At 44.1% G+C, this 21,026-nt stretch carries 15 protein-coding genes and 4 tRNA genes; 15 read left to right on the forward strand and 4 right to left on the reverse strand.

Features of this window, described 5'->3' with window-relative positions; translation table 11 throughout:
* Nucleotides 1-2: 2 nt before the first annotated feature.
* Nucleotides 3-569, reverse strand: coding sequence for an elongation factor P-like protein YeiP (gene yeiP, locus ZX61_RS23380; protein WP_049846973.1), 567 nt, complete (start codon nucleotides 567-569; stop codon nucleotides 3-5).
* A gap of 135 nt (nucleotides 570-704) precedes the next feature.
* Here yeiP and ZX61_RS23385 point away from each other — a divergent pair, with 135 nt between their 5' ends.
* Nucleotides 705-1,472: a nucleotidyltransferase domain-containing protein gene (locus ZX61_RS23385; RefSeq protein WP_049846974.1), complete on the forward strand. Its 768-nt coding sequence runs from the start codon at nucleotides 705-707 to the stop codon at nucleotides 1,470-1,472.
* A 73-nt stretch (nucleotides 1,473-1,545) separates the two neighbouring features.
* On the opposite strand, the gene ZX61_RS23390 is transcribed toward ZX61_RS23385, so the two are convergent.
* Entirely contained in the window at nucleotides 1,546-3,396 is a 1,851-nt protein-coding gene (locus tag ZX61_RS23390; RefSeq protein WP_049846975.1) for a leukocidin family pore-forming toxin, read from the reverse strand.
* Nucleotides 3,397-3,818: 422 nt separating this feature from the next.
* On the opposite strand from ZX61_RS23390, the gene ZX61_RS23395 reads away from it, so the two are divergent.
* The gene (locus ZX61_RS23395; protein WP_049846976.1) at nucleotides 3,819-4,562 is read left to right on the forward strand and encodes a substrate-binding periplasmic protein; all 744 of its coding nucleotides are present in this window, start codon (nucleotides 3,819-3,821) and stop codon (nucleotides 4,560-4,562) included.
* A gap of 11 nt (nucleotides 4,563-4,573) precedes the next feature.
* Here the strand turns inward: ZX61_RS23395 and ZX61_RS23400 are convergent, their stop codons facing one another.
* Nucleotides 4,574-6,931, reverse strand: coding sequence for a DNA polymerase II (locus tag ZX61_RS23400; RefSeq protein WP_049846977.1), 2,358 nt, complete (start codon nucleotides 6,929-6,931; stop codon nucleotides 4,574-4,576).
* Between the two features lie 326 nt (nucleotides 6,932-7,257).
* On the opposite strand from ZX61_RS23400, the gene uvrY reads away from it, so the two are divergent.
* The 8 genes from uvrY to ZX61_RS23440 all read left to right on the forward strand — a co-directional run bounded on the left by uvrY (nucleotide 7,258) and on the right by ZX61_RS23440 (nucleotide 12,875).
* Nucleotides 7,258-7,902 (forward strand): UvrY/SirA/GacA family response regulator transcription factor, encoded by a 645-nt coding sequence (uvrY, locus tag ZX61_RS23405; protein ID WP_004746682.1) that lies wholly within the window; start codon nucleotides 7,258-7,260, stop codon nucleotides 7,900-7,902.
* Nucleotides 7,903-7,949: 47 nt separating this feature from the next.
* Nucleotides 7,950-9,779, forward strand: coding sequence for an excinuclease ABC subunit UvrC (uvrC, locus tag ZX61_RS23410; RefSeq protein ID WP_049846978.1), 1,830 nt, complete (start codon nucleotides 7,950-7,952; stop codon nucleotides 9,777-9,779).
* 77 nt (nucleotides 9,780-9,856) lie between these two features.
* Nucleotides 9,857-10,414, forward strand: coding sequence for a CDP-diacylglycerol--glycerol-3-phosphate 3-phosphatidyltransferase (gene pgsA, locus ZX61_RS23415; RefSeq protein ID WP_049846979.1), 558 nt, complete (start codon nucleotides 9,857-9,859; stop codon nucleotides 10,412-10,414).
* Nucleotides 10,415-10,652: 238 nt separating this feature from the next.
* Nucleotides 10,653-10,726, forward strand: a tRNA-Cys gene (locus tag ZX61_RS23420).
* A gap of 3 nt (nucleotides 10,727-10,729) precedes the next feature.
* Nucleotides 10,730-10,805: transfer RNA gene (locus ZX61_RS23425), tRNA-Gly, on the forward strand.
* Nucleotides 10,806-10,876: 71 nt separating this feature from the next.
* Nucleotides 10,877-10,963, forward strand: a tRNA-Leu gene (locus ZX61_RS23430).
* An 18-nt stretch (nucleotides 10,964-10,981) separates the two neighbouring features.
* Nucleotides 10,982-11,057, forward strand: a tRNA-Gly gene (locus ZX61_RS23435).
* Between the two features lie 348 nt (nucleotides 11,058-11,405).
* Nucleotides 11,406-12,875, forward strand: a complete 1,470-nt coding sequence (locus tag ZX61_RS23440) for a sensor domain-containing diguanylate cyclase (RefSeq protein ID WP_049846980.1) — start codon at nucleotides 11,406-11,408, stop codon at nucleotides 12,873-12,875.
* A gap of 34 nt (nucleotides 12,876-12,909) precedes the next feature.
* On the opposite strand, the gene ZX61_RS23445 is transcribed toward ZX61_RS23440, so the two are convergent.
* On the reverse strand, nucleotides 12,910-13,989 hold the full coding sequence (locus ZX61_RS23445) for a PQQ-dependent sugar dehydrogenase (RefSeq protein ID WP_049846981.1): 1,080 nt from the start codon (nucleotides 13,987-13,989) through the stop codon (nucleotides 12,910-12,912).
* Nucleotides 13,990-14,215: 226 nt separating this feature from the next.
* Between ZX61_RS23445 and ZX61_RS23450 the strand changes: the two genes are divergently transcribed.
* The 5 genes from ZX61_RS23450 to ZX61_RS23470 form a co-directional block, all read left to right on the forward strand.
* Nucleotides 14,216-15,004, forward strand: coding sequence for a TetR/AcrR family transcriptional regulator (locus tag ZX61_RS23450; protein ID WP_049846982.1), 789 nt, complete (start codon nucleotides 14,216-14,218; stop codon nucleotides 15,002-15,004).
* A 183-nt stretch (nucleotides 15,005-15,187) separates the two neighbouring features.
* Nucleotides 15,188-17,569 carry an efflux RND transporter permease subunit gene (locus ZX61_RS23455; protein ID WP_049846983.1) on the forward strand — a complete coding sequence of 794 codons (2,382 nt, stop codon included), beginning with the start codon at nucleotides 15,188-15,190 and terminating at the stop codon, nucleotides 17,567-17,569.
* A 60-nt stretch (nucleotides 17,570-17,629) separates the two neighbouring features.
* Nucleotides 17,630-18,376, forward strand: coding sequence for an outer membrane lipoprotein-sorting protein (locus ZX61_RS23460; protein ID WP_408058703.1), 747 nt, complete (start codon nucleotides 17,630-17,632; stop codon nucleotides 18,374-18,376).
* Between the two features lie 8 nt (nucleotides 18,377-18,384).
* Nucleotides 18,385-19,566 (forward strand): hypothetical protein, encoded by a 1,182-nt coding sequence (locus tag ZX61_RS23465; protein ID WP_049846985.1) that lies wholly within the window; start codon nucleotides 18,385-18,387, stop codon nucleotides 19,564-19,566.
* A 310-nt stretch (nucleotides 19,567-19,876) separates the two neighbouring features.
* A partial coding sequence (locus tag ZX61_RS23470; protein ID WP_049846986.1) for a VCBS domain-containing protein occupies nucleotides 19,877-21,026 on the forward strand: 1,150 nt, incomplete at its 3' end.

Below are 21,026 nucleotides of genomic sequence, written 5' to 3' on the forward strand. Positions count from 1 at the left end.
GGCTACGCGCGACTCATGTATTTACGTTCAGTCGTGTTAATCACGATTCGGTCACCAGTAGCAATGTATTCTGGAACTTGCACGGTGAGGCCCGTTGCGAAGCGCGCAGGCTTAGTACGTGCTGATGCTGAAGCCCCTTTAATTGAAGGATCTGTCTCTTCAATGACTAATTCAACAGCCGCAGGAAGCTCTAGGCCAACGGCGTTACCGTCAACGAGGATTATATGTAGACCTTGGATGTCTTCTGTTACAAATAGTAGTTCGTCTTCAATTTCGTCTTGTTTGAAGGTGTATTGAGTGTAATCTTCGTTATCCATGAAGATGTATTCGTCACCATCAACGTAAGAGAAAGAAGAAGCACGTTTGAACATGTCTACAGTTTCTACGACGTCGTCTGATTTGTAGCGTTCATCAACGCGAGCACCTGTAGTTAGGTCCGTACAACGCAGTTTGTATATTTTAGCGCCGCCGCGACCACCAGGAGTGGTTACTTCGATGTCTTTAATTAATAGCGTTTTACCATTAGATTCGATAGCAAAACCTTTTTTAAGCTCACTTGCCTTTGGCATGAACAATTTCCTTCGTGTGAATAGGTATTACCGCGATTATATACCGAGTCACTAGCTGAAGGAATATCTTGATTCATCCTGCGCGGTGAGCGAACATTAGAGAATTGAGTTCGTTTATTTTGTGTTACCAATCAAATGCATCTTTCCACGATCAACCCTAAAACACCGTTTCAACCTAATTATCAACCAGCCATCGATGAATTGGTGAGCTTCCTCAGAAATGGGTTAGGGGAAAATCTACACAGCATTTATCTCTATGGCAGTGTTGCACGTAAAACTGCAAAGCCTGGGGGGTCTAATTTGGACGTGATTGTGGTTACAGTTGAGCCGTTTAGCAATCTAAGAACCACTCTATTTAATTCAATCAAATGGCGCTTTCAAAAGTCTTATCCATTTATCACTGAAATATCTTTTAAAACTGCGTTAGTTTCAGAGGTAGCGAGTTTGGAGAGTATTTTCTCTTGGGGCTTTCAGCTACGGCATTGCTCAGTGTGCATTTTCGGTGAAGATTTGTCTGAGTGTTTTGGTGATTACGAACCAAGTTGGGAGATCGCCAAGCACTGGAATATGGATGTGGAAGATTGGGTAGCGGTTTACCGCAATCGTATTGTCCGTTGTGATAAGCCTGAAGATCAGATTAAAGCGCAGAAGATCATCGCGAAGAAGTTGCTCCGAGCGAGCTACTCTCTCGTCATGTACAAAGATAAAAAGTGGTTTGATGACCCACAAGAGTGCGGAAAAGCTTTTTTGTGTTATCACCCTGAAAAGCAGGTAGAAATAGACCGATTAGGGATACTGCTTTCAGGGCGACTTATCGCCAAACGTTCTGTGATTGGTATTCTTGATGGTTTTGGTGAGTGGCTATCTCACCAATATAAAAAGACCGAATTTAAGATTGGATAAAGCGTCGGCTAGGCGGTAGTGAAACAAGGTGGCTCTCACTACCGCGGTATTCTTTAAATCTAGTATGCGGGCGTTACTTAAAAGAGCTTGTTTCTATTGTCGAGGCGTCAAATACATTGACATAACGCGTATACATCTTAGTACTGAGTTTAGAGCCGGTTTGTGTGCCAGATGACATGCTCAGCTCACCAGTTTGTTTGTCGTGCGTTAGATAACGATCGAGGTGGGCGCTCTTTAAGTTGTCTGGTTTTGTCTCTTCCTCCCAACTCCATTTTTGTGTGAGGCTTAAGCTACACGACCGAGCTTGGCTTAGATCATCACTGTCTAAGCAATATTCGGTGTTGTATGCGCTAATATACTGACCATCTCGACTGTAAATGAATGCCTGATGGTTATCATATTCATCACACTCTTCACTGGATAAACGTTGTTGATTATCGATAGCAATGCATCTGTTTTTGAAACCACCAAGCTGCAGGTTAACTGGCCTGCCTCCGGTGAAGACAGGGTGGTCCCAATCAACCACAAAACTAATGTTCTTGTTGACGCGATTGACTTGGTGATCACTGTCTTTAGCGTAGTAAGTGCGCACTCCAAAAAACGGTGTCACGTTCGTCATATACCTAAAGCCAGTTATGTCGACAGAGGAATCAATATCAAATTTGGTTTTGCCTGTAGCATCAGGGGCTGCGGAGTAAATGACTTCCATTTTTGGTAGAAAGCTTGCGTGTCCCATTTTGTGGATACGACTTTCATCAACAGGTAGTGTGATTCCTGCGGTATAGCCATGGATTGTAGTTACCATAACCGATTCAGCGGTTGGGTACTGCTCCCTTGCCCATTCGAAACCTACATGCTGAGAGCCGTTTGAATGGCGATCGACCCGATAGTCATTGGTTTCGAAAGACAACCACTTTGATTCCGTCCAGTTTGCCGAAGCTTCAAGCTTGCCTTTGGCGCCGTCGCTACTCGCTTCACCTCCCGCAACAACACCGAAAGAAAAAGTTGAAATCTCACGGTTGGTATAGTTTTTGTTTAAATTGTTTTTAGGCACAGTGCGCAGAATGCGAGCTTTGTCATTTGAAGCATTAAAATTAAAGTCATAATTTTGCGCGAGTGCCGTGGTGACCATCTCATGCTCGTCCCCCCCTTCAGGCCAAGGTATGCCGCGTGTATGAAGTAGAATTTTGCCGAAGTCGCGGTTTAGTTTAATGCCCGCTCCGGTCGTAGAGTCATCAATCGCAACTCGAACGATTTTTGCGTCTGGCGTAGCGCTCCCTTGGCTCCCGTATGGTAGTGAGCGTTGCAGCGTCACTTGGTAAATCAAAGAGATATGGGCATTGTCACACATGCCAGTACTCTTTACGGGCCCTTGGTAAGTATTCCAAGTAGGATTACATGCTGCGTCACTGATTGTGCGTTTAGCCTCGATATAAAAAGCGACCCTAGGTATGCTGTTGTCTATTTCTGCTAGAGGTGAGACGCTTTTCTTTACCCGTCGTGGCTTGGACTTGTATTCAAGACGCTCCAGGTTACTGTCATCAGGCCCTTCTAATTGGCTAAACAGTAGTTTTCCTTTGTGCTCACTAATGATAATCATATCCCCAAGAGTCAACAAACCTAAGCTTTGACGGAGCTTGTCCTGAGCAATATGTTTATCAGATTCATGTTCAATATTACTAAAGTCGATCAAGTAGCGTCTGTTTTCGGTTAACACCTGAGTTTTTACTTGGGAGAGTGTCGGTGGCTCGCTGTTAGCGTCGGCTAGATAGGCGGCATTGATGTAGTTGACTGCACTTGAATCTTGCAGAGTACTGAGCATATTGATAGCTGCTCCAGCGGGCTCGTCAAATCCAGATGCCCAAACGTTAGCACTCAACACTCCTGAAACTGCGAGTAGAAGCAGATTAGATTTTCCTTTCATACTATTTCTCTTGTTATTTGATGATACAAACTTGATCTTCGGCAACATGGACACCAGTGAAATCTATAACGGGGGCAGTCAGATTAGTGTTACTCGCTCCGGTTGGTTGGAATTAACCAGCACATATTCTTCCTATGGTGACGACATGCCTTTAATCAGTCGAAAATTAGTTTAAATAGGGTTAAGGGTGGGTTAAGAAATGCAAATAAATAAAAATGTTTTACTTTCAAATGATTGGCTTTGAACGAGAGTCACGCAGCATTGGCAATTAACTGATAGATAAGGGCTCGTGGCTCTTATAGAGCGATAAAAAGGATCTGCCTCGATGCGATGAAAGGGGGGGGGGGCTTGGCCACTAATGACAAAGGGCGGACATGCTATATTTATATGGAATATGTACCGTTTATTCCATAGGAGATATTATGAAATTGCCGTTGATCCTTGTGGTTCTCTATTTAGTTTCTGCACATACTTTAGCCGGTCCTAGTACCATTAAATTAACCAATGGAGAATGGCCTCCTTACCTTTCTAACTCTTTGCCAAACGGCGGTCCGTCATCGCAAGTTATTGTTGAGGCGTACAAACTACAAGGTATAGATGTGAGTTGGGGGTGGTACCCGTGGCAAAGGTCTTATATCTTAGCAGAAGAAGGCCAATATGACGGAACAGTGATTTGGTCGGAAAATAAAAAGCGTCAAGCAGCATTTATCTATACCCTTCCTGTATTAGAAGAACGTCGCGTACTGTTTCATTTAGTCGGCAAGACAGTAGATTGGCATACTATGAGTGACCTCGGTGAATATGAGATAGGGGGTACAATTGGTTATGAGTATTCGCAAGAATTCCAAGATGCTGAGCAACAAGGTGTGATAAAAGTTCAACGTGTACGGAGTGAGGTGAATAATTTTAAAAAACTGGTGGCTAATAGAATAGACTTGGTTATTGCGACGGAAAGTGTTGGCTATACATTAATCCATAATGAACTTCCCTACGACCAAGCACAAAAGATTACCCATGCCAGCAAGCCTGTTGACGTGCAAAAATGGAGTGTTCTTATCTCTAACAAGAGCCCTCATCAAGCGTACTTTGTCGAGCAATTTAATCTAGGTTTCGAGAAATTAGTTGCCTCTGGTCGTTACGCCGAGATTATGCAAGACGCTAAATAGTCTGCTAACCGTTAGAATAAACCTAGTTGTGGTTCGCTAAGAGTGGCAAAATCTACGCCAATAAATGGCAGGATCGCTTCCGCGACAGGTTTAAGTTGTTTGTCTATGTAGTGTTGATAGTCGATGGCACTCTTTTGGTACTCTTTCGGCTCTGGCCCTGCAATGGTAATCACATACTCGATTCGGCCTTTGTTTTGGTACTGTAACGGTCGGCCTAATTGGCCATTGATCTCATCCGCTATTCTTGCCGCGCGTACTTGAGGTGGGATGTTTTTCTGATACTCATGCAGTTTTCTTCTTAAGCGTTTTTGATAAATCAATTTGTCATCGAATTGGCCCGCTTTTGTCTGCTCTACAAACCTACGAACATAATCATTTGGATTTTTACCATGAAACACCATCGAATAAAGTGTCTGCTGAAACTCTTGTGCAAGAGGGGTCCAGTCTGTACGTGCACTTTCTAACCCTTTAAAAATGAGTCGTTCATCCTCTCCGTCCCCGATAAGTCCTGCATAGCGTTTTTTCGAACCAATTTCTTGTCCCCGAATCGTCGGCATTAAGAACTTTTTATAGTGTGTTTCGTATTCTAGCTCCAAAATTGAGTTGAGGTTGTACTCGGTACGCAGATGGTTCGTCCACCAATCGTTGATATAGTCGACTAGTTGGTGGCCAATTTCATCGGCTTTCTTTTGGGTGAATTGGCCATTGAGCGAGACGAAAGTGGAATCAGTATCTCCATAGATGACTTGATAACCTTTCTCCTCAATCAACACCTTGGTTTGCTTCATGATCTCGTGACCCCGCATGGTAATACTTGAAGCTAACCGGGTATCAAAGAAGCGGCACCCTGACGAACCAAGCAAGCCATAGAAAGAGTTCATGATAATTTTTATTGCTTGAGAGAAAGCTTTTTCGCTATTCTTTTTGGCGATATCGCGAGCTGCCCATAGATTTTCGATCATTTCAGGAAGGAAATGGCGGGAGCGGTGAAATTGGCCGCCCCGGAATCCTGGAACCGCTTGCTCTTCCTGATTACCAACCTCTAACTGTAAACCCTCAATTAACCCCATAGGGTCGATTAGAAAACTACGAATGATTGAAGGGTAGAGGCTTTTAAAGTCGAGAACTAAAACAGAATCGTAGAGGTTTGGGATGGAATCCATCACATACCCACCAGGACTTGCAACCCAATTCTCAGAATGCAGATTAGGAGCGACATAACCTGCACGATGCAACTGAGGTAGATACAGATTAGTAAAGGCAGCGACTGAGCCTCCAACGCGGTCGAGCTCAACGCCCGTCAGCTTCGAGCGCTCAATGGCAAACTCAAGTAAATGAGTGTGAGCAAAAATCTTGTTAACCAATACACAATCTTGCAGGTTATATTTTGCAAGTGAGGGCTTGTCATGGCGAAACATCTGATTGATTTCGTCCATGCGATCGTGCACGTTGTGTATCTGCTTACCTTCGCCGAGTAATTCTTGCGAAACTGACTCAAGTGACCAACTTCGAAAGTGGTAGGTCGCCGTCTTAAGGGTATCAATCCCATCCATTACAACTCGGCCGGGGATCGAGATAAAGGCTTGTTGAGTTGTGTTTGATGTGCGGAAAAAGCTCGATTGCTTACCTCGACCAAGTATAAGTTTGACCTGATTCCTCTCGGCACGCTTATGTAGGAGCCTGAAATCAAAGTCGATGACGTTCCAACCAATAATAACATCAGGGTCGAACTGGTTAAACCAACCAACAAGGGCCAGCAGCAACTCTTTTTCGTTGTTTACCCACTGTATATGAGTGTCAGCCTTCTCTGATTGTCCAATCATAATCACTCGACTATCCATTGGACTATCTAGCCCAATAGAATAGAGAACACCTTTTTCTGAACACTCAATGTCTAATGACACCACTTTAAGTTCGGGGGTGTAATTACCTTGGCGGCATCTCACCTGCTTAAGTCGTCGGTGGGGTGTATTACTCTGTACTGCACCTGCAAACTCTATACTACCTTTAATAAAGCGTTCCATTAAAAAGCGATCAGCAAGGCGAATATCGTGTTCTAAGACTTCAATGTCGTGCTGCTTTAGCTGCTCGCTGAGTGATTGAGCTTGCTTAATAGAACTGCAGTAACATGCAGCCACAGGTCGTAAGTCAAAGTCTTTCAGTGGTAAGATTTTCCATTCGACTTGTAAATTTTGGGTCTGTGCTTTGGCACTTTCTAACTGGTCTTGAAACACAAAAAAGACAGGCTTTTCGCCTTCAATCAGAAGTTGAGTAGGACCATGTGGTGTTGATAACCAAAGATCAATCTGAGTATTGCCTTTAATATCGCGGGCTTGCCGCGTAAGTACGAATCCGTTTTGAATAGCCATGGTGATAATTATCAACGAAATGACGCGGTGAACTTCCGCAGAAATAGAGTACCACAAGCTTAGAATGTTAAATAGCAAGCAGCTATTTTACCACTTTTGGAATCGACGAAGTGCTATGAAAATGACCAATAATATACTCTAAGCAATTGATTATTAGATTAATAACAATTTAAATACCAGTTATGAAAATAAGTACTTGCTAAACTTTGCGTTTCAGCACATATTCAGAGTAAGCGAAATGAGTAATTTGAGTTAAACTAGGCAGCTGTACTGTAATCCACACTAGTGGGTTCAGAGCCAAGTTAATGTTGTGTGGAGATACAAGTTTGATAAATGTTTTCCTTGTAGATGATCACGAGCTGGTTCGCACAGGGATACGACGTATTATTGAAGACGTCCGTGGAATGAACGTAGCAGGGGAAGCTGAAAGCGGTGAAGAAGCAGTAAAATGGTGTCGTAGTAACCATGCTGATGTCATTTTAATGGATATGAATATGCCGGGTATTGGTGGCCTAGAGGCAACCAAGAAGATCCTGCGTTTTAATCCTGATGTCAAAATCATCGTTTTAACTGTTCATACGGAAAATCCGTTTCCAACTAAAGTGATGCAGGCAGGTGCCGCGGGTTACCTGACTAAAGGCGCGGGGCCAGATGAAATGGTCAACGCGATTCGTATGGTGAATAGTGGTCAACGCTACATCTCACCAGAAATTGCTCAACAGATGGCACTTAGCCAATTTTCTCCGGCTTCGGAAAACCCATTTGCTGATCTGTCTGAGCGCGAGCTGCAAATCATGATGATGATTACCAAAGGAGAAAAGGTTACTGACATTTCTGAGCAGTTGAACCTGAGTCCTAAAACGGTAAACAGCTACCGCTATCGTTTGTTTAATAAACTAGACATTAGTGGTGATGTTGAATTGACTCACCTAGCGATTCGACATGGAATGATCGACACCGAGACATTATAAGGCGCCATTACCATCAATGTTTTTCAGATCCAGTACATGGTAGTGGTATGACCCAATTTGACTCGGCTTCTTTCCTTAAAACAGTAACCAATCAGCCTGGCGTTTATCGTATGTATAACGCCGAGGCTGTGGTTATCTATGTTGGTAAAGCCAAAGATCTCAAAAAGCGCCTTTCAAGCTATTTTAGAATCAAAGTAGATAGCGAAAAAACGCGTGCCCTCGTAAGTAATATTGCCAAAATTGATGTCACGGTTACACACACCGAGACTGAAGCCCTGATCCTAGAGCATAACTACATCAAACAGTACCTGCCTAAGTACAATGTACTTTTGCGGGATGATAAGTCCTACCCCTATATCTTTGTGAGTGGACACAAACATCCTCGGCTTTCGATGCACCGTGGCGCTAAAAAACGCAAAGGCGAGTACTTCGGCCCTTACCCTGATTCTGGTGCGGTAAGAGAAACGCTCCATCTGTTGCAAAAGATTTTTCCAGTCAGACAATGTGAAGACACTGTCTACAGCAATCGGACGCGGCCTTGCTTGATGCATCAGATTGGTCGCTGCGCAGCACCTTGTGTTAGCAGTGTGATATCTGATCAAGATTACGAAGAACTAGTCGATTTAGTACGTTTGTTTCTACAGGGCAAAGATCAACAAGTCCTGAGTTCATTAGTTGAAAAAATGGAGCTGGCAAGTCAATCATTGCGCTTTGAAGATGCAGCCAAATTCAGGGATCAAATCCAAGCAATACGCCGCGTGCAAGAGCAGCAATTTGTTTCCGAAGACTCTATGGACGATATGGATGTGCTCGGCTTTGCCCAAGAAAATGGGATTGCCTGTATTCATATCTTAATGATTCGCCAAGGTAAGGTTTTGGGGAGCCGAAGCCATTTCCCTAAGATTCCAAACAGCACCACTCAGCAAGAAGTTTTTTATAGTTTCTTAAGCCAATACTACTTAAGCCATAATGAGGCGAGGACTATTCCGACTCGAATTATACTCAACACAGGCTTAATGGATGATTCTGACTCGCTGGCTGAAGCGCTCTCAGGTATTGCGGGACGTAAGGTCCATTTTCATGTTAACCCGGTTGGTACACGTGGCAGATACTTGAAGCTTTCTAACACCAACGCGCTCACTGCAATCACCACCAAGATCAATCATAAGATGACGATCTCTCAACGTTTTAAAGAGTTGCGAGAGTTGCTTGGAATGGAAAGTATAACACGTATGGAGTGTTTCGATATTTCCCATACCATGGGTGAGAGTACCATAGCATCGTGCGTGGTGTTCAACCATGAGGGCCCCGTTAAGCAAGAGTATCGTCGTTATAATATTTCCGGTATTACGGGGGGAGATGACTACGCTGCGATGGGGCAAGCACTAGAGCGTCGTTACTCGAAGCAACTCGAAGTAGAAAAGATTCCAGATATCGTATTTATCGACGGTGGTAAAGGCCAGCTAAATCGTGCGCATGAGATTATTTCTCAATATTGGGGAGACTGGCCAAAGCGACCACATTTGATCGGTATCGCAAAGGGCGTGACTCGTAAACCAGGACTGGAAACTTTGATTACCGTTGAAGGGGATGAGTTTAACCTACCTAGCGACGCCCCAGCTCTGCATCTTATGCAGCATATTCGGGATGAAAGCCACAATCATGCGATTGCTGGTCACCGAGCTAAGCGCGGAAAAACCCGTAGAACCAGTGTCTTAGAAGGCATTGAAGGCGTCGGGCCAAAGCGTCGCCAAGCCTTACTTAAATACATGGGTGGTTTGCAAGAACTTAAACGAGCAAGTGTAGAAGAAATCGCCAAAGTGCCGGGTATTAGTGTTTCTTTGGCAGAAAACATATATCAAGCATTGAAACAATAATAAAAATCCCGCACCATAAGGCGCTGTTTGAAGCACCAAATAGAGCCATACGCAAACAAAAAGAGCCTTAAATAAATATGCGTTTAAATATCCCGAACATATTGTCTTTGTTGCGACTTTTCTTGATACCAGTATTTGTCGTTGTGTTTTACCTCCCTTATAGCTGGTCTCCTTTTGCCGCCGCAATGGTGTTTTGGGTTGCTGGGTTTACAGATTGGTTAGACGGCATGCTGGCTCGAAAACTGGGCCAAACCTCTCGTTTTGGTGCATTTATCGATCCTGTAGCGGATAAAGTACTGGTTGCGACTGCGCTAATTTTAATTACAGAGCATTACCACAGCATTTGGATCACTATTCCGGCAGTGACAATGATCGCTCGTGAAATCATCATTTCAGCATTACGTGAGTGGATGGCGGAAATTGGTAAACGAGCGAGTGTGGCGGTTTCTTGGGTGGGCAAGGTTAAAACGCTCAGTCAGATGTTTGCTTTATGGGTTCTTATTTGGCGGTACGATGATTGGATGATTTGGGTTGGTTATGCGGCATTGTACATTGCGACCTTCCTGACTTACTGGTCGATGGCGCAGTATCTCATGGCAGCAAAAGATGATTTGCTCAATGAAGAACACCACTGATTTCGAAAGCGGGCAATAGCCCGCTTTTTTGTATCTGGTATCTGTGTAAATTCAGTTAACTCAGTGGATTTACTCAATTATTTGCTAACAAACTCACTAATTTGGGTCGTTTTGCACGATTAATAGACAAACGATTTAAAAAATCAAAATTAGTGTTGACTCGTTAGTTCGAATGGGTAGAATGCTTTCCGTACCCAAGAGGAATCGAGTTAAATACTCTTCATCTTGGCGACACAGAGGCGCGTTGGCAGAGTGGCTATGCAGCGGATTGCAAATCCGTGGACCTCGGTTCGACTCCGGGACGCGCCTCCATTTGCGACACTAGCTCAGTTGGTAGAGCGCAACCTTGCCAAGGTTGAGGTCACGAGTTCGAACCTCGTGTGTCGCTCCAAATTATTTTGATAACGATGCGTTAATATCGATATCGCAGATGGTGTCTCCATCACAAATTTAGATTTGTGTGCCCTGGTGGTGGAATTGGTAGACACAAGGGATTTAAAATCCCTCGGCGTTCGCGCTGTGCCGGTTCAAGTCCGGCCCGGGGCACCATCTAATCTTAAGCTTTATGCGACACTAGCTCAGTTGGTAGAGCGCAACCTTGCCAAGGTTGAGGTCACGAGTTCGAACCTCGTGTGTCGCTCCAAGTTTAAAACCCTAGCAGAAATGCTAGGGTTTTTTGCTATATACACTTTACCCATCTTATCTCTGCTACAACTCTCAAGTCCTGATTGATTTTTGAACATTCATTGTGTGAATTTATTTATAAATCGAATAAAATAAACGTTCGATTATATGAAGTTGCTCTAAGAGTTGTAGGATGAGTTCGAATGGGTAGACCAAACTGGTTAGTTGACAATACTTTCTGTTTAGGATTGTCGAGTAGTTCTACTTCGCATTATTCATATGCTTCGTTTGCTAAAGATATCTGCTACCTGTTTTTTTCTAATGGGTCGTTGATTAGTGCAAATAGTGAGCACTAATCTTGACTAAGATGATCCCTAAGCTTGTTGCGAGATTTTCTATTAATCAGATGTTGGTTATCTCGCATCTGTTGTTGGTCGTTATTTTGGTTGCTGGCTTTAGCTATGCGCGTTACCAAAGCGAGTGGCACCGTCACATTGATTATTCTGCTTCGATAGCAAAGCTCACTTTAGCGCCACATATTCCTTTCATATCGAGTTCCGTTGCTGGGATCAATTATGCAAACCTCACCACGCCAAGCACTAAACAGATGCTGGCTTCTCTTGACGATCTTGAGTTCTTGGAGATTGCAGGACAGTCTGATTACTCCAATCAAGAGGTTCAAATACGGTACTTTAAACGTTTTGATTATTTATGGCGTGCAGATGTAAAGCAGGAAGAAATAGCGGAGCATGAGAAAAAACTTAATACATTGACAGCTCAGATTGAAGCTAATGGCACTAAAAACTTAACCAAGTACAGAAAGTTAGTGTTTATTGAGAACAAAGTTAAACGCGAGCATGCAGCGTTACTCGAAAGCCTCTACGTCTCTAACAATGTATTCATACCTTGGAGTAAGCCGGAAGTCACAACAGATTCCTACTACCTTGATGAGGAGTTATGTACCCTTAATGTGGTCTTACCTTTGACCAATAAAAACGGTGGTGAGATTTGGGCAGTATTTGACGCGAGTGAACTGACTCAGCTACAGCGTTCGTTACTTGAAGAGATTATCGCGGAAGCTATCGTCGCACTCGCCATTTCTCTGATTCTGATTGGCTGGGTTTCTCATTGGATAGTGTCACCTCTTAAATCTCTTGCAGAACATATGAGATTGGGACAAGCGAACAGCGATCTTAACCATTTAACAGAGCTAGAGCGAAGTGATGAAATAGGCCAGCTCGCTAGAGCCTATCAAGGCTTGCTGATAAAACTCGATAATCAACTTAACATCTTGCGCACCAAATCGGATACTGACCCTCTTACAGGGCTCGGTTCACGTCATAAATATTCTCGTACCGCCGTGCCTTTCCTTAAGCGCCATTTAGCTAAGGGCCATTATGTGGGTTTGATAGTTTGCGATGTCGATAATTTTAAAGCGTTTAATGATATATACGGCCATACAGAAGGTGACAACGCATTGTCTAGAGTCGGCAGTAAGATCAAGCAATTGGCGCGTGATAGCGATCTTGCATTCCGCTATGGAGGCGAAGAGTTTGTTATTTTCTGCGCTCGACCTGACTTGAGTCAACTCGCGAATTTCACAGAGCGCTTGAGGCACGAGATCGCAGGATTGGACTTGGTTCATGAAGGGAATCAACCTTTTGGAATTGTTACGGCATCTGTAGGTGGTGCCGTTGCCCAGCAGCGAGATTTGTATGAGAGATTCAATACCCATCAGGAGCTACAAGAAGCAATGTTCAATATGGCAGACAAAGCTCTATACGAGTGTAAGCAAAGCGGCCGTAACAAAGTCATTTGGGCGAGTAGTTCTGAGTAAAAAGTTAATGAGCACCTGAGTGTGCTCACTCTGCTTAGCCTTCTTTTGCTAAGCGATATATCTTCCCGCTATCAGTACTAAATAGAATTTCTCCATTGGGTAATGCTTCGATATCGCGGATACGTTCACCTAGGTGTTCTAGAATTCTCTGCTCACCGACGATTTGGTTACCTTCTATAGTTAGTACATTGATATGAGTGAGTTTAAGCGCACCAGCAAGCAGTTTTCCAGATAACCCAGGGTGTTTGTCTCCACGATAGAGTATTAGAGAACTAGGTGCTATAGAGGGGATGTATACTTTCTTTGGAGAGCTGATACCTTCTTTTTCAGTTGACTCTCCGACTGCGATTGGTCCCCAGTATTCTTTACCGTGCGATGTAACAGGCCAACCGTAGTTCGCACCTTTCTCTATCAAGTTCACTTCGTCGCCACCCCGTGGACCATGCTCAATAGACCATAGGCTTCTCTGCTTACTATCAAAAAACAGTCCTTGCGGATTTCGATGGCCATAGCTCCATATTTCATCCAACTTACCTTCTTCTGCAATAAATGGGTTGTCTTGAGCAGCCTCACCATTGACTTGAACACGAAGAATGCTTCCTGCATGAGTCGTGAGGTCTTGCCCGTTGTCTCTTTCGCCTCGATCGCCGATGCTGAAGTACAAATACTGTGAGTCAAAAGTGATCCGGCTTCCAAAGTGACGGCCACCATCAGAACCGGATTGGGTGACCAGCAAATCTTGCCAACTTGGTCGCTCACCTTCGTTGTAGGTTGCGCTCGCTAGCGTTGTTTCTATCGCTTTACCAACAGATTTTGAATAGGTGATATAGATTTGAGTGGGGTCAAAAGGGGAGACTGCTATATCAAGGAGCCCTCCCTGACCAGATACATGTACGTCCGGAACTTTACCAATGTCTTGGTAGGTGTTGTTTTCAAGGTTTAGCACACCAACGGTGCCGTTTTTTTCACTTACGAGCACCTTACTGTCGCCGAGATAGCTAAGTCCCCAAGGTACATTGAGGCCTGCCACCAGAGGTTCTGCGTACCAATTGTTGGCGAAAACACTAGATGTCGAGAATATCCCTAAGCCAAGTAACGTTAAAAAGTTTTTCATACAAGATCCATTTGAAATTAGCTTACCAAGCAATAGTAGCACTTGGATTAATTCATTACTGTCATAAATGTTTTACCTAACTTTTTCTTGATATGATTAATAAATGCGCTATTATGACGATGTGTCAAAAATGACGGATCGTCATTAATGGTGTTTATAACGTAATTGGTATTCGTGTTACAATAGTAAGGTTAGGGAGTAAACGACTGAGACGGATTAGATAATCATGTTTGGTTTTGGCTGTAGTAAGAGTGATAAAAAAGAAGGTTCCAGCTGCTCATTTGGTTTGACTAAAAAGCAGCAGGCGATTGCAGATAGAGAGGTAGAACTTACTCTATTAGCCAAGTCGCTTGTTCAAGAGCAAGGGTGGAGTAACTTGACGATGGACAAGTTAACTTCAGCGAGTGCGTATTCTAAAGGCACGATTTACAATCATTTTTGCAGTAAAGAAGACGTGATTATGGCGCTGTGCATACATTCACTGAAAAGTGAGGCTGTTTTGTTTGCGCGTGCTGGTGAATTTGAAGGCAACACCCGTGAAAAGGTGATTGCGCTCCACGTTGGTTATCGTATTTACGCTCGTATGGAGCCAGTACTGTCAACGTGTGCGATTATGGCAAAGAGCCCTTGGGTACTTGAGAAAGCCTCCCCAGAAAGGGTAAAAGAGCTAAATACTCTCGAAGAACAAGTGATTGAACATGCTGATCAACTTGTGCTTAATGGAGTAGAGCAGGGAGACTTGAAGTTCTCTCCTGGTATCGGCTCTGATGCTATCGTATTTGCAAACTGGTCAATTGCCTTTGGTTCAAATGCATTGACACAGAATGCTTCAAATAGCCATTGTATCAATCGTTTGCAAGATCCCTATACCGTACTCAATAATGCCAACATGTTATTGGATGGTTTGGCTTGGAAGCCTTTATCGACAGAGTGGGATTATCGAAAAACTTGGCGCAGAGTAGAGCAAGAGTTGTTCGCCCAAGAGATAGATTATCTAGAGTCTGTAGGTCGATAGGCTACAAGCATTTCATCATAAAAGCCCGTAAGGGCTTTTAAAATCACCATTTTTGACGAATCGTCACATAAAGCACTGATACTCAGAATCTAATTAACAGGTTCAGGGGTTGTTACTTAAGTACCAGCATTTGCTGGTTTTTAACTAACCGCTTTTGACGAAACGTCACAAATGGAGAGTGTGATGACTGCTCAACTTAATAATTCAAAACAGCCTTCTACTTGGCTGACCATGCCGACTCGCTTTAGCTGGTGGGTGTTACTCATAACGCTGGCGATAGTCACTGTTTCAACAATGGGAGGAAAAAATCTCTATTTTAGAGGTGATTATAATATCTTCTTCGATGGGCAAAATGCTCAATTAAGGGCGTTTGATGAGATTCAAACGATATTTGCAAAGTCAGACAATCTTGCCATCGTAATTGCCCCTGCGACTGGTAATGTGTTTGAACCAGAGACATTAACTTTAGTTCAACAACTTACTCAAGATGCATGGCAAGTCCCGTACTCAAGCCGCGTCGATTCTATCGCAAATTATCAACACACCGAAGCATACGAAGATGATCTGATCGTCGAAGATCTGCTACTGGAAGATTACCCTTTAACACCAGAGCGGATTGAAAAGGTTAAGCGTATTGCACTGTCAGAGCCGGTTATCAAAGACTCTCTGATTTCGCAAAAAGGCGATGTCACAGTGGTTAACGTCACTGTCCAAATGCCTGAAATTGACGAAACGGCGGAAGTGATTGAAATCGTAACTCACATCGATCAGTTGCTCGCCAAATATCAATCTCAATATCCGCAAGTAGAATTTCATAAAGCCGGTATCATCGCTATGAACCACGCCTTTATGACCTCTGCCCAAGAAGACAGTTCAACGCTAGTGCCCACTATGCTACTGGTCATTCTTGTGTTTCTAACTCTGATGCTGCGTTCGTTCTTAAGTGTGGTGGCGACGTTAGTCATCATCATAGGTTCTGTTGCTGCGACTATGGGGATCTCTGGCTGGGCTGGAATGTTCCTAAGTACCGCAACTGTAAATATACCTACCTTAGTGATGACGCTAGCGGTTGCTGACTGTGTGCATGTAATAGCGACCATGAGGCAAAACCTTAAGAAAGGTTACAGCAAGCCTTACGCGATAGACCAAAGCGTTGCCATCAACTTTATGCCAATCGTGATTACCTCTGTCACGACGGCTATTGGCTTCTTGATGATGAACATGTCTGACTCACCAGTATTGCGCGATTTCGGCAACTTGGCCGCGCTTGGAGTCATGATTGCCTGTTTCTTATCGGTAACTATGCTGCCAGCCATGTTGAAACTGCTGCCTATCAAAGTCAAAGCTGTCGATGAGAAAACAGCCGCGTCGCAAGACTTCATGGACAAGCTTGGTGACAAGGTGGTTCGTTATCGTAAGGCGCTATTGCCGATTTCTGCGTTAGTCATCGCCGTTTCTGCAAGTTTACTACCGCTGAATAAAGTGAATGATGAGTCCGTTAAGTACTTCGATTCGCGTAGTGATTTCCGCCAAGCGGCTGACTTTATGGAAGAGCGCATCAGTGGAATGACAAACATCAGTATTGCGGTCAAAACTGGCGAATCACAAGGTATTGCCGATCCTACATTCCTAAAAACAATGGGAGACTTTACCAATTGGCTGCGCTTGCAACCTGAGACTGACCATGTCGCTACCTTGTCAGACGTTTATAAGCGCCTTAATAAGAACATGCATGCTGATGACGACAGCTACTATAAGCTGCCACTGGATAGAGAGTTAGCCGCTCAGTACCTGCTACTTTATGAGATGTCATTGCCTTACGGCTTAGACCTCAACAACCAGATCAACGTCGACAAGTCGTCTATCAAGCTGGTTGTGACGGTTGATAACTTGGGCAGTGTCGAGCTTGTGGAACTGGAAGAACGCATCTATAGCTGGTTTGCCACTTACGCCCCTCAGTATCAGGTAGTCGCGTCTAGCCCGTCACTTATGTTTGCCCATATCGGTGAAACGAATATGGCTAGTATGCTGTCGACACTACCTATCACTTTAATCTTGATTTCCGCGCTGATGGTGTTTGCTCTACGTTCAACTCGCTTGGGATTGATCAGTATTGTGCCAAACATGGCGCCAGCTATTATCGGATTTGGATTATGGGCGCTACTATCAGGTGAAATTAACCTTGGATTATCGGTTGTCGTAACTCTGACTCTAGGCATTGTCGTCGATGATTCGGTTCACTTCTTATCTAAATATCAACGTGCACGTAAACAAGGGCAATCTGCTGAACAAGCGGTGCGCTATGCCTTCCACACTGTCGGGCGCGCATTATGGATCACCACTGTTGTGTTAGTCGCTGGTTTCTCTGTTCTAGCAATGTCGAGCTTTAGACTTAACGCCGATATGGGTCAGCTGAGCGCCATGGTGATCTTTATTGCCCTTGTGGTCGACTTTATCTTCTTACCTGCGTTGCTGATGCGTTTTGATACCGCTAGCTACGTTGAAGAAACAGAAAATAAACCAGAACAAACTCGTTCCACCCCAATCACACAAACCCAAAGCTAAAAGGATTTCATTATGAATACTCAAACAAAATCAATGATCAAGGCAGTCGCCCTTTCAGCCATGGTTGTGTTTGCTAGCCAAGTCGTGGCTTCACCAGAGCGTGGGTTAGAAATTGCTACTGAACGTAAAGCTCGCGATGAAGGTTGGGGTGACTCGGTTGCCACAATGAAGATGATTCTAAAGAACGCTCAGGGTGAAAGCAGTACTCGTGAAATGCGCTTAAAGTCGTTCGAAATCGATGGTGATGGTGATAAAGGTCTCACTATCTTCGATTTGCCGCGAGATGTGAAGGGGACTGCTTTTCTTAACCATTCACACAGTATTGAGGCTGATGATCAATGGCTGTATTTACCTGCGTTGAAGCGTGTTAAACGTATCTCTTCACGCAATAAGTCCGGGCCTTTTATGGGCAGCGAATTCGCCTATGAGGATTTAAGCTCTTTTGAACTGGAGAAGTACACCTTCAACTATTTGGGCGATAAAGAGGTCAATGGCACACCAACTTATCTGCTTGAGCAGATCCCAACAGATAAGAACTCTGGTTATACCAAGCAACTTGTTTGGTTGGATAAGGAGCATTATCGCCCGCTGAAGGTTGAGTTCTATGATCGCAAAGGCGCACTGCTAAAAACCTTGCAGTTTGACGCATACAAACAGTACCTCAGTCAGTACTGGCGCGCACATTCTATGGCAATGGTGAATCACCAAACAGGTAAAAGCACCACGCTGACCACGAGCAATCTCGATTTTCAAACTGGATTGAGAGAAAAGGATTTTGAAAAGAATGTTCTTAAGCGTGTGAAGTAAGAGGCGATATGAAGGATCTATTAAGCAAAGCTGGCAGACTTTCTGCCAGCGCCATGTTGACCTTGCTTTCGTTACAATGTCACGCTTTCGAGTTCGCAGGACAAGCTAATGTAGAGCATAGGCAGTTTTTCTCAGACGGTGAGCAGGGGCAGGGAAAAGGTCAGAGTTCTCTGGTTCTGCAACCTGAATTTTACTGGCAGTTGGGAGAGAACGCCGATTTTACCTTTACACCTTTTTATCGTGTAGACAGCTTAGATGATGAAAGAACGCATGGTGATATTCGTGAAGCTCTCTATCTAAACTATTGGGATGACTATGAAATCAGGGTAGGCATTGGCAAGGTATTTTGGGGAGTGACTGAATCTACTCATTTAGTTGATGTTGTTAATCAAACCGACGCTATTGAAGCGGTTGATGGCGAAGATAAGTTCGGCCAACCTATGATTCATTTTACCTCGATCAAAGAGTGGGGAACCATAGACGCCATGGTTTTACCTTACTTTAGAGAGCGCACGTTTTCGGGTAAGGATGGCCGCTTACGTCCTACGTTGCCGGTATCTAAAGACGCTATCTATGAATCCTCACGGGAAGAAAAGCATGTCGATTTTGCGCTTAGATATTCCCAGATGTACGGTGATTGGGATGTAGGATTGAGCTATTTCCAAGGTACTAATCGTGATCCCTATTTTCGTTTGGCTGGTGGTGAAGTGAAGCCATACTATGCACAGGCGAAACAGGTTGGTCTCGATGTACAAGGCATTGTGGGCGATTGGCTGTGGAAACTTGAAACTATCTACCGAGACAGTTTCGATCACCATACTGGGCTCGTGTCTGGCTTTGAATACACGATTGTTGGCGTGTTTGATACGGTTTGGGATTTAGGTTTGATTGCTGAGTATCTCTACGATAGCCGCGGCAATAATGCTCAATCCATTGGACAAAACGACATCTTTGCAGGAACGCGTTTGGCGCTCAATGACGAAGACAGCACTGAGATTCTTTTGGGCGTCACCCAAGATCTCGATAACAGTGATGTCTACAGCGCGAAGTTGGAAGCTTCAAGTCGACTTACCAATCACTTATCTTGGACTCTCGATGCCTGGTTGTTTGAGAACGAAACTCCAAACGATTTGCTATATTTCGCTCGTAAAGATGATTTTATTGAAGTGTCACTGGAATACTATTTTTGACATGAATGTAATCAAAGATGTTTCTAGATGATTTAAACTAGGGAGCAAATAAGCTCCCTTTTTTAGCGATACTCATTGTTCATAAAACCACCATACTGTTAGTGACTTTTGCTGTTTTGGCATAAGTGATTGATAACCTGAGAATAAAATAAAACATGCAATTTTGGAGGTGTAAGTCTGCATGTTTTATTAGTGGTTATTAATGATACATTTGTTACCTGAATGTATTGAATTTTGGAAATAAGTCTCATTACCGAGTGGTGGGTCATATTTTTCGAAATTTTGGTAGTTGCTGAATGAGGTACCGCTCTTGGTTGGACAATTTAAATTAACCGCAGAAACCTATGTCGTTATTGGCTTAGATGGTCGCATCAAAATCGTAGATTCAAAGGATGAACTACTGCCGGGTGAAGTGATTGTTGAGACGTTGGAAAATGAAATCCAACCAGAGCAAATTTATGTTCTAGATGAACTTGGGCACCTTCAGTCTGAACAGATAGCAGCTAAGCAAGTTGCGCAGTTACTGGAAGCATTCGAAAACGGTCTTGATCCTAATGAGTTGGGAGAAGAGTTCGCGACGGCAGCAGGCGGTGCAGGCGGTTCAAGCCTAACAGAGTCAGGTACTATTGAAAGAATAGGGGCTGAAGTTCTTGCTAGCACTTATTTTGAGACAGCTGGCTTTAGTTCAGAGCAAAGTACCACGTTGTTTAACCTTTTCCGTTATTCGCAAACCGATATTGCGCAGATTAAAGCGATAATTGCGGGGGATGACTCTGGGGTAGTTAAAGAGGATACTATTCTTCAAACAAGTGGCCAGTTATCCATCAGTGATTCCAACCCTGGTGAAGCATTTTTTCAGCCACAGACAAACGTGAAAGATGGCAATTGGGGCAGCTTTTCAGTTGATGCTAATGGCCATTGGAGTTATGAACTCAACAATACTCATTCTGATGTTCAGGCCTTAAATACAGACAGCGAGCCAGTTACCCGTATTTTAACCGTCACCTCAGTTGATGGGACAACTCATCAAGTAGAAATCACCATTACGGGCACCAATGACGCCGCGCAAATCAGCGGCGACGATAAAGGTGCCGTGACGGAAGGTGATGGCAACGAGATCCTTGAAGATACGGGCACGCTGACGTCTGTCGATGTGGATGGTAACAACGCTAACGACACCTTTAAAACTGACGTGACGGCGGTGAATCACCCAACGGAAGGTGCGCCACTGGGCAGCCTGACTATCACCGAAGGCGGTAAGTGGACGTACAACGTTGACAACAGCAAAGTGGAATACTTAGGTGAAGGTCAGACTCGCGTTGAGACCTTCACAGTTCAGTCTGAAGACGGCACGCCACACACGGTCGAAATCACCATTACGGGCACCAATGACGCCGCGCAGATCAGCGGCGATGACAAAGGTGCCGTGACGGAAGGTGACGGCAATGTGGTCCTTGAAG

The organism is Vibrio sp. VPAP30 (genome assembly GCF_001188205.1).
GTDB classification, from domain to species: Bacteria; Pseudomonadota; Gammaproteobacteria; order Enterobacterales; family Vibrionaceae; genus Vibrio; species Vibrio bivalvicida.